Raw genomic sequence first — 15977 nt, forward strand, 5'->3', positions numbered from 1 at the left:
CTCACTTCACTCCAATTGCAGCATTGTCGTCCGCGACGCTGGCCTTGATGGCCTTTGCCGCGGCGATGTCGGCGTCGCCGCCGGCCGCGTCGCCGCTCTTCTGCTTGATGACGCCGCGGACGTAGAGCGAACTGGCGTCCTTGGGGTCGAGCTTCACCGCCGCGTCATAGTCGGCCGCCGCCTTGTCCAGCGCACCGAGCTTGAACTGGACCAGTGCGCGGCTGTTCAGCGTGTTGCCGTCGTCAGGCCGCAGCCGCAGTGATTCATCGCAGTCCGCCAGCGCCGCCGTGAGATCGCGGTTGAGCACGGCGCGGCCCCAGCAGCGGCCGTTAAGGAAGTTTGGGCTTTTCGAATCGAGCTGGATCGCCTCGCTGTAGTCGGCGACCGCGTGGTCGTAGTCCTTGTTACGCTCGTAGGCGTTGGCGCGGTTGGCAAAGGCGTTGGCGTGCTTCGGGTTGGCTGATATCGCCGCGGTGAAATCGGCGATCGCGTGCTCGCGATCCGTCTTGCCGTTGAGGTAGACCAGGCCGCGGCCGTTGAACGCGTTGGCGTGTTTCGGATTGAGCCGGATCGCCTCGCTGTAGTCGGCCATCGCGTGGTCGTAGTCCCGCTTGCCGTAGTAGGAATTGGCGCGGTTGGAAAAGGCGTTGGCGAGTTTCGGATCGAGCTGGACCGCCTGGTCGCAGTCGGGAATGGCCTGGTCGTACTCGCGCTTGGCGTTGTGGTTATTGCAGCGGTTGGAGAACGCCCATGCGAGGCCCGCGCCGGACCACTTGCCGGACTGGATCACCGTCGTGCAGGCGCCGACGGCAATATCCGCCTGAACCTTGTCGCCGAGATTGGTGCACTGCTCGATCGTGTCCTGCATCTTCACGGAATCGGCAAGCTTCGGATCGAGCCGGATCGCGTCCGCAAAGTCGGTCGCCGCGGCGGTGGCTTCGCCTTTCGCCTTGTAGGCAAGGCCGCGGTTGTAATAGGCCGAGGCGAGCTTCGGATTAAGCTGGATCGCGGAGTTGTAGGCCGCGATGGCGCGGTCGAGATCCTGCTTCGTCTTGTAGGCGATACCGAGGTTGAGGTAGGGGTGCGCGAGCTTCGGATCCAGGTTGATAGCTTCCATGTATTCGACGATCGCCGCATCATTGTCCTTGCGAACCGCGTAGATATTGCCGCGGCCCTCGTGCGGGCGCGAATAGTGCGGATCGATCTCGATCGCCTTGTTGTAGTCGGCGAGTGCGCGGTCGTAATCGTCCTTGTGATAATAGGCGTTGCCGCGGCCGTTGTAGGCCTGCTTGGCTTTCGGATTGAGCCGGATCGCCTCGTTGTAGTCGGCGATGCCGCGCTCGTCGTCCTTCTTGCCGTCGGTGTAGGAATTGCCGCGGTTGAGGTAGGCGTTGGCGAACGCGTGGTCGAGCTGGATCGCCTGGCTGCAGTCCGCGATCGCGCCATCGTAATTGTTCGTCTCGTTCCTTGCATTGCAACGGTTGCTGAAGGCCCAGGCGAGGTTCTTGCCCGACCATTTGCCCGACTCGATCGCGGCCGTGCAGCCGCTGATCTCGAGATCGAACGAAAACGCGCCGCCTTTGTTCTCGCACCAAGCGCTCTGCTGCTGCGTCACCGCGTGCGCCGGTGTTGTACCGGACGCGACCGCCGCTGTTATCAGCGCGCCCGCGAGTGCGGAGACGCGATATCCCGCCCTGGTCATGGCAATTCGTGTCATGGCAATCCTCCCCCAAAGTTGCCGTGGACTACTACTTTACCGCGACAACGTGGACCGCGACAAGGGCGCGCGCACCATCGCGGCCTGTGGAGGCGCCGTGTCCGGGTTACTACGGGGCCTGTGATTGGGCGTGCATTCGCGCGGCCCGGACTGCGCTTGTTGAGATCACCTCAGAACGTCGCCTCTTGACCTTTACGGATCATGAGTCGGTCCGTACACATTGGGTCCCGACATCCGAGAGACTGTTGATGCCGGACCTTTCCACCCTTGCCTTGTTCACACTTGCCTGCCTGGCGCTCACCGCCACGCCTGGCCTGGACATGCTGCTCATCGCGTCTCGAAGCGCGACCCAGGGGCGCGCGGCAGGCTTTGCATCATTGGCGGGAATCCAGGTCGGGACCTACTGCCATGCGCTCGCCGCTGCGTTTGGCCTGTCGCAGTTGTTTCTCGCTGTTCCGTTTGCCTATGACGCCGTGCGCTATGCCGGTGCGGCCTACCTGCTCTATCTCGCGTGGAAAGCATTGCGGTCGAACGGCGCCTCGCTTCGGCCGATCGCAGCACTGCCGCGCTTTCTGCTCCCGCAAATATTCCGTCAGGGGTTGTTCACCAATCTGCTGAATCCGAAGATGGCGTTGTTCGTGTTGGCCTTGTTCCCGCAATTCGTGCGCCCCGACGCAGGCGCCGTAGCAGGACAAATTCTCGTGCTGGCGACCGTGCTCAATCTGGTGGGTCTGGTGGTGAATGGACTGGTCATCATGACCGCCAGTCGAATCGGCAGGGCCTTGACCGGGCGCAACAGGCTGCAGCGCGTACCCCAAATATTGCTCGCGACTGTTTTCGCGGGCCTGGCGGTGCGACTGGTGTATGACGGGCGGCGCTGACGGCAGCCTTTTTGTAGCCCGCATCAGCCAACGGGTCGCGCGAATGCGCGCCCGATGACAGGCTCCGCGACATGCGGGCCACCCTCGCTGGTCCGACCTGACAGACTGTTGACCGCAGGACCCAGCCTATTAGTCTAGGCTGCATCGCGAGACAGGCGGTTCAGATCGAGAACGTCGATCGGTGCCCGCTGGTCTCGCCGATGGCTGTGGCTACGGCCAAACGAACAATTAACTTCGGGATCGACACACGAGGTCATTCTCTAGGAGCTGCAGGAGGACATATGGTCCAAAAGCGCGACGTTCCGGGCATCCGACCCTACAACGCCCCGGCGGGCGGATGGGGCGCCCTCAAAGCCACTGCGGTGGCCGTTCGCGACCAGATGGATCTGGTCGAGGCGCCGATCACGCTGCTGCACACCAACAAGCCCGACGGCTTCGATTGTCCGGGCTGCGCATGGCCCGACAAAGAGCACACCTCCACGTTCCAGTTCTGCGAGAACGGCGCCAAGGCGGTGACCTGGGAAGCGACCAGCAAACGCACCACTCCGGAATTCTTCGCCGCCCACACCGTCACCGAGTTGCTCGGCTGGAGCGACTTCCATCTGGAGAACGAGGGGCGCCTGACCCACCCCATGGTGTATGACGCCGCGAGCGACATGTACCAGCCGATCGCATGGGACGAGGCCTTCGCGCGGATCGGCGAGAGTCTCCGCAGCCTGCCCGATCCTAACATGGCCGAATTCTACACCTCAGGCCGCGCCTCCAACGAAGCGGCCTTCCTGTTCCAGATCTTCGCGCGCGAGTACGGCAGCAACAATTTCCCCGACTGCTCGAACATGTGCCACGAGGCGACCAGCGTCGGCCTGCCGCAATCGATCGGCATCGGCAAGGGCACGGTGTCGCTCGACGATTTCGACCATTGCGAGCTGATCATCGCGATGGGCCACAACCCCGGCACCAATCATCCGCGCATGATGGGCACCTTGCACGAGGTCTCGCGCCGCGGCGTGCCGATCATCGTGTTCAATCCGCTGCGTGAACGCGCGCTGGAGCGCTTCGCCGATCCGCAAGATGCGATCGAGATGGCGACCTTGGGCTCGACGCGGATCGCCTCGACCTATTACCAGCCGAAGGTCGGCGCCGATGCCGCGGTGCTCAAGGGCGTCATGAAGGCGCTGCTCGAGCAGGATGCGATCACGCACGACGTGCTCGATCACGCCTTCATCACCGAGCACACCCACGGTTTTGCTGCGTTCGCCGCCGACCTCGGCGCAACGGCGTGGGAGGCGATCGAGACCGTCTCCGGCTTCACCCGCGCGCAGCTCGCCGAGGTTGCCACCGCCTATGCAAAGTCCAATGCCACCATCGTCACCTACGGCATGGGCATCACCCAGCACACCCGCGGAACCGACAATGTCCAGCAGATCGCAAACCTGCTGCTGTTGAAGGGCAATTTCGGCAAGCCGGGCGCCGGCATCTGCCCGTTGCGCGGCCACTCCAATGTGCAGGGCAACCGCACCGTCGGCATTACCGAAAAACCCAATGTTCCGATGTTCGAGGGCATCGAGCGCACCTTCGGCTTCAAGCCGCCGCGGCATCACGGCCATGATTCAGTTGCTGCGATGGAGGCGATCGACGACGGCCGGTCGAAAGTCCTGATCTGCCTCGGCGGCAATTTTGCCGTCGCTTTGTCCGACCCCGAGCGTTGCCAGGCGGCGATGCGCAAGCTCGAACTTGCGGTCCACCTGGGGACCAAGCTCAACCGCACGCATCTCTTGATCGGCAAGCAATCGATCATCCTGCCGGTGCTGGGACGCACCGAGCAGGACGTCCAGTCCTCCGGACCGCAAGTCATCACGGTCGAAGATTCCATGACGATGGTGCACGCCTCGCGCGGCAGGCTCAATCCGGCTTCCGAGCATCTCCGTTCGGAATCGGCCATCGTGGCCGGCATGGCGATGGCGACCTTGCCGGCGAGCAAGGTGCCGTGGGCCGAGCTGATCGCCGACTACGACCGCATCCGCGACGCCATCGAGGGCGTATTCCCCGACTTTAGGGATTACAACGCGCGCATCCGGACTCCCGGCGGCTTCCGCCTCCCGCTGCCGCCGACCGAACGCAAATGGACGACGCCGTCGGGCAAGGCCGAATTCCTGATCTACGATGGCCTCGAGGAAGACCCGGTGCTGTCGGACAAGACCATCCTCAAGCTCACCACCATCCGCAGCCACGACCAGTACAACACCACGATCTATGGGCTGAACGACCGCTATCGCGGCGTGTTCGGCCGGCGCGACGTGCTGTTCGCGAACGAAGCTGATCTGACCGGACTTGGGCTTGCCCATGGGGATCTGGTCGAGATCGAGACCGCCCTGCCCTCGGGGCGAAAGCGGTGTCTCACCCTCACAGCGATCGTCTACGACATCGCGCGCGGATCGGTCGCCGCTTATTACCCGGAAGCCAACGGCCTCGTGCCCCTCGACTATCAGGACAAGGCAAGCGGCACGCCGTCATATAAGTCAGTGCCAGTGCGTATCCGCAGCGCCGATCGGGCGGCGTAACAGAACAGAGCCCGTAGCCCGGATGAAGCGCAGCGTAATCCGGGGGTGCGCCGTCCGCGGGTCAAGCCGCCCCGGATTGCGCTTTGCTCCATCCGGGCTACGGAGCTGACTCTACCTTGCATTCGCCGGCGCGTGCAGCGGCCAGAGATCGGCGCGCCAGTGCAGCGCGATCGCCAGCATCGCGATGAAGCCTGCGACGGCAAGCAGCGAGCCGGTCGCGGTATAGCCGATCAGGTCGATCAGGCTGCCGGCCGCGAGCAGCCCGAGCGGCAGGCCGTAGATCACCATCATGCGCACCCCCATCACGCGGCCGCGGAGATGGGCGCTGGCGTTGCGCATCAGCATCACGGCCGCCGAGATCATCGACATGCTCTGCGCCATTCCGGCAAGCACAAGGCAGGCCATCGCCACCGGGATCGTCCTGAGTTCGACGAACACCAGCAGCATCGCGTACCAGGCCAGCGTCGCGCCGATCAGGAGCCGGGCGATGCGCACGCCACTGGCGAGGCTGAGCGTGATCGAGCCGATCAGCGAGCCGACCGCGAAGCTCGCCGAGAGATAGCCGAGACCGGTCTGGTCGGTATGGAAGATGTCGCGCGCGACGTAAGGCAGCAAGCCGTTGGTCAGGGGGAACGCGGTGAGATTGGCCAGGAACGCGACGCAGAGCGCGGCACGCATGCCCGGGCCGCTCCAGGCGTAGACGATGCCCTCCTTCAGGTCATGGAGCAGGCTGGCGCCGGGCCCAGCGTCCGCCGAATGCGCCACAGTGCCGTGCGTTTGGGCCGGAGGAGTCATGCACAGCATCAGGACAGCCGCCGCGAAATAGAAACAGGCGATCGCGACATACACATAGCCGATGCCAAGCAGCGCGAACAATCCGGCACCGGTCAACGCGCCGGCGATGCGCGCACTGTCCTGCGTGGTGCGTGCCAGGCTGATGGCCCCGACGAGTATCTCTGAGGGCATGATGTCGGCGAGCAGCGCGCCGCGCACGCCGAGATCCGAGGGGCGGATCAGGCCCATGATCGCGACGATGATCATGACATTCACCGGAGCCAGATGGCCTGACAGCGCCAGCGTCATGATCGTCGCGGAGAGCGCCGTATAAGCAAAGCGCATCACGGCGAGAAGATTGCGATGCCCCATGCGGTCGCCGACCATCCCGAGCACCGGCGCGATCAGCGTCCCGACATATTGCAGCGAAGCCATCACGGTCAACAGCAGCACCGAGCCGGTCTCGACCATGATGTACCAGCCGAGCACCAGCGTCTCGACCTCGAACGCCCAGGACGTCAGCAGATCGGATGGCCATTGAAAGCGATAGTTGCGGATACGAAACGGCGCGAGCGCGGATCTCCGCGCAAGCCCGCTCAAGACGCGATGACGCGTTTCACGGCGTGCCCTGCCCTTTTCTTGATTCTTCTGAAAAACGTCCGGTTCGCAGACCCTAACGCTGACGATGCCCGTGTCAATCAGAAGTGCCGCATGCGGCCATGCGCGACGACATCGGATGGGGCCGTCAATTTCGGCGATCGTCAGGCGGCCGCGTAACGGCTTGACTGTGCTGTTCATCAGCCGCAACTTGGGCGTGACCGAGAAGATCGCGCATCGCGCGTTAGCGTCTGGATCACATGGGATCAATCGATGCTTCTGGTGATTGAGCAGGGTAACACCAACAGCGTGTTCGCCGTTCATGACGGCGAACGCTGGCTCGCCCAATGGCGCTCGGCCACCGAATCCAGCCGTACCGCCGATGAGTACGCCGTGTGGCTGTCGCAGCTCATGGCGATGCACAAACTGGAATTCGGCCTGTTGAACGCCTGTGTGATATCGAGTGTCGTGCCACAGTCGATTTTCAACCTGCGAAACCTGTCGCGCCGATACCTGCACGTCGAGCCGTTGATCGTCGGCGAGAATGCCGAACTTGGCATCGAGGTGCGGACCAGCAAGCCGTCGCAGGTTGGATCGGACCGCCTGGTCAATGCGCTCGGTGCGCGCGAACTCTATTCAGGGCCTTTGATCATCGTCGACAGCGGGACCGCCACCAAACTGGACGTGATCGGGAGCGATGGCGGCTTCGAAGGCGGTGTGATTGCGCCGGGTGTACACCTGTCGATGGAGGCTCTGCACGCGGCGGCCGCGAAGCTTCCCAGGATCGCGCTGCAAAAGCCCCTGCGGGTGGTGGGCGACGACACGATCAGCGCCATGCAGTCCGGAATTTTCTGGGGTCACGTTGCGCTCATCGAGGGGATGATCGCGCGCATCAAGGCGGAGCGGAACGAAGCGATGACGGTCATTGCCACCGGCGGCGTCGCAGCGTTGTTCCACGACGCGACACCGGCGATCGACCACTTCGATCCCGACCTGACGATTCGCGGCTTGCTGGTGATATACCGGCGCAACACCCGGGATCATCATCCAGAGCATCGATAGCTCATCGCGCGTTCGCGCCGAAATTCTCAATCACTGAGTTGTCCGACGGCGCAAGCCCGCGACAGAAATAATTTCGTTTTTTCGGAAGTTTTTCTTGACACCGCCCCCAACTCAGCCGTTTAATGCACTCGTCCCACCCGATTGAGGGGCGAGCGCACGTCACGAACGCGCGGTGGGATGCGGTGGCCGCTGATTGCGCAACTGACGAGAGCGCATGAGGCGGACGGTGAAATCGTGTGGTCCTGACGCTGCAATGCAGGCGGAAAGTTTTTGAGAAGCTGACGCTTCCCAGAGACAACGGTGGCAACAAAGCGCTCACCGGGGAGAGCACGTATAAGCCGTAACCCATCGCGCAGGGAAAGCCGGAGTGCCTCCGCTGGACCTGTATGCTCGTGTGCGGTTCTCTTTCTACTCTTGCACACGGGACCGCGGGTGCAGCGTGCACCCGGCTTTCCCTGCGCCCTCTGTTTCGAGAGAGGGCGGAACGACATGCAAAGCTCGGACAAACCATGTCGCGAGAAGGCGAATGTATGTCTCACAGACCGCGCCACAAATTCACTGTCGTCCCGGCGAAGGCCGGGATCCATAACCACGAATGTTGATTGTTGTACGCCGCTGGAACGACGAATCCCATTCACAACACCTGCTGCGGAGTATGGGTCCCGGCTTTCGCCGGGACGACGGCATGGTCGGGCCACTCTGCCCATCGTTGCTCCCGATCCACTTCATGCGAACACGACAATTCGTCATGCCAGTTGCATTTTTTGCGCCGCATCATATGATGCATATAATTCAATAGAATCTCCGGCATTCAAGGGAGTCCCACCGTGGCAACCAGCCCCGATCCCGTCGTCATCCTGTCCGCCGCCCGCACCCCCCTCGGGCGTTTCATGGGGGAACTCACGCCTCTTGCCGCCCATAAACTCGGCTCGCATGTCATCGGGGCGGCGCTCGCGCGCGCCAAACTGGCGCCGGAGCGCATCGACGAGGTGTTCATGGGCAATGTGTTGCCGGCCGGCCAGGGCCAGGCCCCTGCCCGCCAGGCCGCGCGCGGCGCCAAACTGCCCGATGCCACCGGCGCCACCACGGTCAACAAGGTCTGCGGCTCCGGCATGAAGGCTACCATGCTGGCCCACGACATCATCAAGGCCGGCTCGGCCGAGATCGTGCTGTCTGGCGGCATGGAGAGCATGAGCAACGCGCCTTATCTTTTGCAGAAGGCGCGCGGCGGCTATCGCGCCGGCCACGACCGCATCATCGATCACATGATGATGGACGGGCTGGAGGACGCCTACGAGACCGGCCGCTCGATGGGCGATTTCGGCGAGGCCACCGCAGAAGCCTATCAATTCACCCGCGCCGACCAGGACACCTATGCAATGGAGACACTGAGCCGCGCCCGCAAGGCGGTCGAGGGCGGCGCCTTCAAAGCCGAGATCGCGCCGATCACGCTTGCGGAGAAGGCCGGCCCGCGCATCATCGCCAATGACGAGCATCCGCTGAAGGTCGATCCGGCGAAAATCCCCGGCCTGAAGCCGGCGTTCCGCGCCAACGGCACCATCACGCCCGCCGCCTCCTCGGCCAATGCCGACGGCGCCGCGGCACTGATCCTGGCCCGGCGCTCGCTCGCCGATCGCGACGGGCTGCCGGTGCTGGCCGAGATCAAGGGCCACGCCACCCACAGCCAGGAGCCGCAGTGGTTCACGACAGCGCCGATCCCGGCGATCAGAAAGCTGCTCGACAAGGTCGGCTGGAGCGTCGGCGATGTCGACTTGTTCGAGATTAACGAGGCGTTCGCTGTGGTGGCGATGGCCGCGCAGCGCGACCTCGGGATTCCCCGGGACAAGCTCAACATCAATGGCGGCGCCTGCGCGCTCGGCCATCCGATCGGCGCCACCGGCGCGCGGCTGATCGTGACGCTGCTGCATGCGCTGGAGGCGCACGGCCTGAAGCGCGGTGTCGCGGCACTGTGCATCGGCGGCGGCGAAGCGACCGCGATCGCGGTGGAGCGGGTGGTGCATTAGTGCCAAAGCGCCGTCATTGCGAGCCAACGGGTCGCGCGAATGCGCGCCCGATGACAGGCTCCGCGAAGCAATCCATTCCACAGCGAATGTGGAGCCATGGATTGCTTCGTCGCTTCGCTCCTCGCAATGACGAGCCGCCCAAGCCGAGTCCTGAAACGAGGGAACCATGTCATTTTAGACGTTGCTCCCTCGTGCTATGTTATCTCGAATTGATTTCCTGTCAGACATCTGGGGCCCAATGATCTCGAACTGGCTTGCTGCATCCCTCGCCCGCCGCAACATCCACTACGGTTGGGTGATGGTCGGTGTCACCTTCCTTGCCGGGCTGATCTCGGCCGGCACCGTCGGCGCGCCCGGCGTCTTCATCGTGCCGCTGCAGAAGGAGTTCGGCTGGTCCACCGCCGAGATTTCCTCCGCGCTGTCGATCCGCTTCATCCTGTTCGGGCTGATGGCGCCGTTCGCCGCCGCGCTGCTGAACCGCTATGGCCTGCGCAACGTGACCCTGGCGGCGCAGCTGATCGTGGTGTCCGGATTGCTGGCTTCACTGGCGATGACCCACGTCTGGCAGTTGATGCTGCTCTGGGGTGTCGTGATCGGGATCGGCACCGGCATGACCGCGCTGGTGCTGGGCGCGACGATCGCCGCGCGCTGGTTCGCAGCGCGCCGCGGCCTCGTCGTCGGTATCCTGACCGCGAGCGTCGCGACCGGACAACTGGCCTTTCTGCCGCTGCTTGCAACCCTGACCGAGCGCTATGGCTGGCGCGTCGCGCTGGCGCTGGTCTGCGTCGCGCTCGGCGTCGCCGCTTTTGCCGTGCTGATGCTGATGCGCGACCGGCCGAGCGACCTTGGCCTGCGTCCATTCGGCGATGAGGGCACCGCGCCCTTGCCCGCCCCTCCGCCGGCCAATGCGCCGATCATGGCGGCCGCGCTCGGCACGCTCCGCGACTCCGCGAAGTCGCGGGTGTTCTGGATCCTGTTTGCAACCTTCTTCGTCTGCGGCGCCTCGACCAATGGCCTGGTCCAGGTCCATTTGATCCCGATGTGTCTCGACTACGGCATCCCGCAGGTGCAGGCCGCGAGCCTGCTCGCCGCGATGGGCATCTTCGACTTCTTCGGCACCATCATCTCCGGCTGGCTGTCGGACCGTTATGACAATCGCTATCTGCTGTGCTGGTATTACGGCCTGCGCGGGCTGTCGCTGGTCTGGCTGCCGTTCAGTGACTTCTCGTTCTACGGCCTGTCGCTGTTTGCAATGTTCTACGGGCTCGACTGGATCGCGACCGTGCCGCCGACCGTGCGGCTGACCGCGCAGCGCTTCGGCGCCGAGCGCGCCAACATGGTGTTCGGCTGGATTTTTGCCGGCCATCAGCTCGGGGCCGGCGTTGCCGCGTTCGGTGGAGGCCTGTCGCGGACGCTCTACGCGAGCTATCTGCCGGCGTTCTTCATCGCGGGCGCGCTGTGCGTGTTCGCGTCTGTGATCGTGCTGGCGATCTCGCGGCCGGAGCCGCAACCACAGGCGAAACCAGTCGCCGCCTGAAAATACCGGTGGCCGCGCGCGAACCAGTCGCGCACGGCCAATCGGCGACATCTGCTACTCCGCCGCAAGGCCGGTCGGCGCCGCCTCGAGGGCTTGCTTGTTGTAGTCATGCACGACGCGGCCGAACGGCAGCGTCAAATCGGCGAGGAAATGATGCGCGCCGATCACGCGCTTGACCGGGAAATCGGCCACCGGCGCGTTGACATGCGGCACCAGATGCAGCCGGCCGGGCCCGATCCACGAGCCCTTGACAACGATGTCGGTGAGGTTGATCGCGACCAGCTGGCAAATTTCCAGATGGCCATCGACGCCCGGGATCATCTTCAGATTGATTTGCGTCTTCGACAGCGTCGCACGCGTGACGTCGCCATTGCCGGCCATGGCCTCGTGCTTGTAACCCATCGTGCCCATGGCGACGAGCTGGCCGGCATATTCCAGCGTGCCGGTCAGCGTATCCTTGACGATCTCGAGCTTGGGATGGGCGTATTTCTTCGGAAAGCCCCAGATCTCGCGGCCGGCCGCGATCGGCGGATCGTCGTCGAGATACATCTGGCAGACGAAGTTGACGTCCTCGCCGTGCAGCCGCGCGGGGATCACGAGGCCGGATTCGGTGTAGCTGCCGAAGCCGGAAGAGTCGGGCATCTTGATCCATTCATAATGCACGATCGGATCGGCGATCGGCTCCAGCGGCTCGGGCAGGCCGGCGCGGATCAGCTCCGGATCGGTCTCATAGGTGATGACGAGGAATTCACGGTCGACGAAACGATAGGGGCCGGCCGGATAGCTCGGACCGGCAGCCGGCATCGACGGAAGCTTGAGCAGATCTTCCCTGCGCATCGTGAAATCCCCCTGTTTGGAAAAATTGATCGGAGGCTAGCCGCCGAGATTGACAACGATGTGAGGGATTTCCGTCAGCCGCGTGACCTGACCTTTGTGACCTGCGTTTTGCGGAGAGGCCAATGCTGACCATGCAGGCAAACGCGCCAGATGCACCGCGCGCGGGTAGCGGCTTGTCATCACGGCGTCACGCCCGCGCTGAATTCTCGCCGCAAATTGGAGTACCAGTCATGGATGCGCGATCCCCTCATTTCGACGACGATATCGATCACCAGATGCCAGGCTGGCGACCCGAGGGGTGCAATCGGGTCGCGCTGGTGCTGCAGGGTGGCGGCGCGCTCGGCGCCTACCAGGCCGGCGTCTATCAGGCGCTGCACGAGGTCAAGATCGAGCCGGACTGGGTGTGCGGCGTCTCGATCGGCGCGATCAACTCGGCGATCATCGCCGGCAATCCGCCGGAAAAGCGGCTGGAGCGGCTGCATACGTTCTGGGACCGCATCACCAGCCGCAAGATCTGGCATTACACGCCGGACGGCGACATCTTCCGCAAGGCGCGCAACTTCACCAGCTCATTGATGACGACGACGCTGGGGCAACCCGGCTTCTTCACCCCGCATCAAGCCAATCCATGGTTGAGCCCGACCGGTTCGCGCACCGCCACCAGCTATTATGACACCACGCCGTTGCGCGAGACGCTGCTCGAGCTGGTCGATTTCGACCGCATCAATTCGAAGACAATGCGCTTCGCGGTCGGCGCCGTGAACGTGCTCTCCGGCAATTTCATCTATTTCGACAATGCCCATGACGAGATCATTCCTGAGCACATCATGGCGAGCGGCGCACTGCCGCCGGCCCTGCCGATGGTAAAGGTCGGCACCGATCATTTCTGGGATGGCGGCATCGTCTCCAACACGCCGCTGCAGCATCTGCTCGACCAGGAAGACAACGCCAACTCGCTGGTGTTCCAGGTCGACCTGTTCTCGGCTCGCGGCACGCTGCCGCGCGACATCCAGGACGTGATGGCCCGCCACAAGGACATCATGTATTCCTCGCGCACCCGCTACAACACCGACGTCTACCGCAAGACCTACAGCCTGCGCACCGCCCTGCACAACGCGCTGGCGAAAATCCCCGACGACCAGCTGTCGGAGGACGAACGCAAGCTCAAGAAGTCCAACAGCACGCTACCGGGAATCACGCTGCTGCAACTAATCTATCAGCAGAAGGCCTATGAGGGCGACGCCAAGGATCACGAATTCTCCGGCACCTCGATGCGCGAGCACTGGGCCAGCGGACATGAGGACACCAAGCGCTCGCTGAAGCGGCGCGACTGGATCAAGATGCCCGAGAGCGGCATGGGTATCGTGATCCACGACGTGCATCGCGAGAGCGAGCCGTAGGACCTGCCTACGGCCGCGTCGACATGTTGCTCGGCGGGCCGACGTTACGGATCGGCTCGGCGAGACGCGCGAACTCGCAGAGCAGTGAACGCGTCTTGCGGGGGTCGATCACCTCCTCGACCCAGAACTTCTCGGCCGAACGGAACGGCGAGCGCAGCTTGTTGAGACGATCCTCGATCTCCTTCAGCTTGGCGGCTGGATCAGTGGCCCCTTCGATCTCGGCGCGATACGCCGCCTCGATGCCGCCTTCGAGCGGCAGCGAGCCCCAATAGGCCGACGGCCAGGCGTAGCGCATCGAGAAGCGGTTGGCCGGCTGATGTACCACGCCGGCGACGCCGAAGGCGTTGCGGATGATGATGGTGCACCAGGGCACCGTGCTCTGGTTGACCGCCGCCATCGCACGCACGCCGTGGCGGATGGTGGCGGACTTCTCCGCCTCGAGCCCGATCATGAAACCGGGGCAATCCATCAGATAGACCACCGGCAGATGGAAGGTCTCGGCGAAGTCGACCCAGCGCACCACCTTCTGGCAGGCATCTGCAGTCCAGGAGCCGCCATAATGGAAGGGATCGCTGGCGAGCACGAACATTGCACGACCCTCGACGCGCGCCAGACCGGTGATGACAGGGCGGCCGTAATTGGCTGATACCTCGAAGAACGAACCCTTGTCGACGACGGCCTCGATAATGGGGCGCATCTTGTAGACCTGCCGCCGATTACGCGGCACGGCCGTCAGCAGTGACTCCTCGGCACGCTGGGGATCATCGGCGCAGGGAATGGTCGGCGGCAGCTCGTAGACCGACGACGGCAGATAGGAGAGGAAACGCCGTGCGTAGCCGAACGCCTCCTCTTCCGTCTCGACGGCCTGGTCGATCGCACCTGCACGGGTCTGGATATCGGCGCCGCCGAGCTCCTGCTTGGTCAAATCCTGGCCCAGCCGCTTCACCACCGGCGGTCCGGCGACGAACATCGCGGAGCTCTTGGTCATGACAGAGTAATGCGTCGCCGCCAGCCTTGCGGCGCCGAGGCCTGCGACCGAGCCAAGCCCGAGTCCGACCACGGGCACGCGCGCCAGATTTGATGTCGTGTACCAGTACCAGCGCGTGCCGCCGACGCCGCCGGGCAGATTGGCGGCGCCCTTGGTCTCGATCGTCTTGACCGAGCCGCCGCCGCCGGAGCCCTCGATCACGCGGATGATCGGCAGCCGGAAATCATGCGCCATTTCTTCGGCCATCAGCGGCTTGGCCGAGATCGACGCATCGGCCGAACCGCCGCGCACCGTAAAATCGTCGCCGACCACCACCACGGTGCGGCCGTCGACCCTGGCGCGGCCGAACACGCAGTTCGCCGGCGTCAGCTGCTTGAGTTCGTTGTTCTCGTCATATTCGGCGATGCCGGAGATCGCACCGATCTCGTGGAAGCTCTGTTGATCAACCAGCCCGTCGATACGCTCGCGAACGGTAAGCCGACCCTGGTCGCGTTGCCGCTTGACCTTGTCAACGCCTCCCATCTCCCGCGCGAACGCTTCGCGCCGGGCGAGGTCGTCGAGTTCCGGCTTCCAGTTCATTCATTGCCTCCGTCTTGATGATTTTATTGTTGTTATGGGCCGTCACCGGAAGCGATTTTCGCTCGATCCGATTGGTGAAGATGTCGCCGTCGGCGCCTTCGAGCAGGCTACCGACCGCGGCCGCGAGGTCGACCATGTGCGGCGCGACCTCCTTGTGCAGCCGCTTCTCATCATACATCGCCGAGAGCAGCCCGATCGTGGTCACCACATAGGTCTGATATTGCGGCGACCAGAGCGGCACCCCGACGCCGTTGATATGGGGGCTCCACAGGCCGCAGGCGACGACATAGCCGTGCTCGCGCAGGTGACGACGATTGGCCTCGATGCGCGGCGTCAGGAGCTTGGCACCATCAGGCAGCTCGCGCTCCATCTCGGCGATGAGCGCGTCGCCGAGCGCCGGATCAAGTGCCGCGGTGTAGGCCTGGCCGGCGGCTGTCGTCGCCATCGAGATGCGGCTGCCGGTGGTCTCGTGCAGGCCGAGCGCGTTCGCGGCGCGGGCAAATTCGAGATAGACCATTTGAAAGCGGTCGGGGATCACGAAGCCCACGGTGCCGGGCAGTTGATCCGCGACCTCCTGCAGGCGCAGCCGGACCAGGTTGCGAAGCTGCAACCCCTTCATCATCGTCGTGCTCATCGCCACCGCGCTCGGGCCGATGCGATACTTCTGATCGCGCGGCAGATAGACGAGCTGTCCCATCCGCGTCAGCGTGTGCGTCAGACGCGACACCGTCGAGCGCGGCAGGCCGCAGCGGTTGGCGATTTCGAGATTGCCGAGCCGCGCCTCGTGCCCCTCGAAGCACCGCAATACATCAAAGGCGCGCGACACCACCTGGATCACGTCGCCATCGCCTGTCTCGCTGGCGAGTAGTCCCTGCCGGCTAAGCCGTTCCGAGCGCCGTCCCATATTGTTTCTCTCCATTCCGTCATGCGGAATAAAATTCCACTTGCAGATGACGCTACCTCAGGCAATCTGCGGCCACAACAAAAAGCCGTTCGCCGGACGAAATTTCCGCAAGACGG

At 63.8% G+C, this 15977-nt stretch carries 11 protein-coding genes; 6 read left to right on the forward strand and 5 right to left on the reverse strand.

Going from position 1 to position 15977, the window contains the following annotated elements:
• Window position 1 precedes the first annotated feature (1 nt).
• A complete protein-coding gene (locus UP09_RS03545; RefSeq protein WP_082069952.1) occupies window positions 2-1717 on the reverse strand; it encodes a tetratricopeptide repeat protein in 1716 nt (571 codons plus the stop codon).
• 248 nt (window positions 1718-1965) lie between these two features.
• Here UP09_RS03545 and UP09_RS03550 point away from each other — a divergent pair, with 248 nt between their 5' ends.
• Together UP09_RS03550 and UP09_RS03555 are read left to right on the forward strand one after the other, a co-directional pair.
• The gene (locus UP09_RS03550; RefSeq protein ID WP_044536619.1) at window positions 1966-2598 is read left to right on the forward strand and encodes a LysE family translocator; all 633 of its coding nucleotides are present in this window, start codon (window positions 1966-1968) and stop codon (window positions 2596-2598) included.
• 281 nt (window positions 2599-2879) lie between these two features.
• Complete coding sequence (locus tag UP09_RS03555) at window positions 2880-5159, forward strand: FdhF/YdeP family oxidoreductase (RefSeq protein ID WP_044536620.1); 2280 nt, start codon at window positions 2880-2882, stop codon at window positions 5157-5159.
• Between the two features lie 111 nt (window positions 5160-5270).
• Here the strand turns inward: UP09_RS03555 and UP09_RS03560 are convergent, their stop codons facing one another.
• On the reverse strand, window positions 5271-6533 hold the full coding sequence (locus UP09_RS03560) for an MFS transporter (protein ID WP_044536860.1): 1263 nt from the start codon (window positions 6531-6533) through the stop codon (window positions 5271-5273).
• A 270-nt stretch (window positions 6534-6803) separates the two neighbouring features.
• Here UP09_RS03560 and UP09_RS03565 point away from each other — a divergent pair, with 270 nt between their 5' ends.
• The 3 genes from UP09_RS03565 (at window position 6804) to UP09_RS03575 (ending at window position 11153) form a co-directional block, all read left to right on the forward strand.
• Window positions 6804-7592: a type III pantothenate kinase gene (locus tag UP09_RS03565; RefSeq protein WP_044536621.1), complete on the forward strand. Its 789-nt coding sequence runs from the start codon at window positions 6804-6806 to the stop codon at window positions 7590-7592.
• An 827-nt stretch (window positions 7593-8419) separates the two neighbouring features.
• Window positions 8420-9616, forward strand: a complete 1197-nt coding sequence (locus UP09_RS03570; RefSeq protein WP_044536622.1) for an acetyl-CoA C-acyltransferase — start codon at window positions 8420-8422, stop codon at window positions 9614-9616.
• Between the two features lie 238 nt (window positions 9617-9854).
• Window positions 9855-11153 carry an MFS transporter gene (locus UP09_RS03575; RefSeq protein ID WP_044536623.1) on the forward strand — a complete coding sequence of 433 codons (1299 nt, stop codon included), beginning with the start codon at window positions 9855-9857 and terminating at the stop codon, window positions 11151-11153.
• 54 nt (window positions 11154-11207) lie between these two features.
• Here UP09_RS03575 and UP09_RS03580 read toward each other — a convergent pair whose 3' ends face one another.
• Window positions 11208-11990 carry an acetoacetate decarboxylase gene (locus tag UP09_RS03580; protein ID WP_044536624.1) on the reverse strand — a complete coding sequence of 261 codons (783 nt, stop codon included), beginning with the start codon at window positions 11988-11990 and terminating at the stop codon, window positions 11208-11210.
• 230 nt (window positions 11991-12220) lie between these two features.
• Here UP09_RS03580 and UP09_RS03585 point away from each other — a divergent pair, with 230 nt between their 5' ends.
• A complete protein-coding gene (locus UP09_RS03585; RefSeq protein WP_052832945.1) occupies window positions 12221-13390 on the forward strand; it encodes a patatin-like phospholipase family protein in 1170 nt (389 codons plus the stop codon).
• Window positions 13391-13397: 7 nt separating this feature from the next.
• Here the strand turns inward: UP09_RS03585 and UP09_RS03590 are convergent, their stop codons facing one another.
• Together UP09_RS03590 and UP09_RS03595 are read right to left on the reverse strand one after the other, a co-directional pair.
• Window positions 13398-14957: an acyl-CoA carboxylase subunit beta gene (locus tag UP09_RS03590; protein WP_044536625.1), complete on the reverse strand. Its 1560-nt coding sequence runs from the start codon at window positions 14955-14957 to the stop codon at window positions 13398-13400.
• Entirely contained in the window at window positions 14887-15861 is a 975-nt protein-coding gene (locus UP09_RS03595; RefSeq protein ID WP_044536626.1) for an IclR family transcriptional regulator, read from the reverse strand. Before UP09_RS03595 ends, UP09_RS03590 begins: the two co-directional genes overlap by 71 nt.
• Window positions 15862-15977 lie beyond the last annotated feature (116 nt).

The organism is Bradyrhizobium sp. LTSP885, from assembly GCF_000938305.1.
In the GTDB taxonomy this organism is placed as follows: domain Bacteria; phylum Pseudomonadota; class Alphaproteobacteria; order Rhizobiales; family Xanthobacteraceae; genus Bradyrhizobium.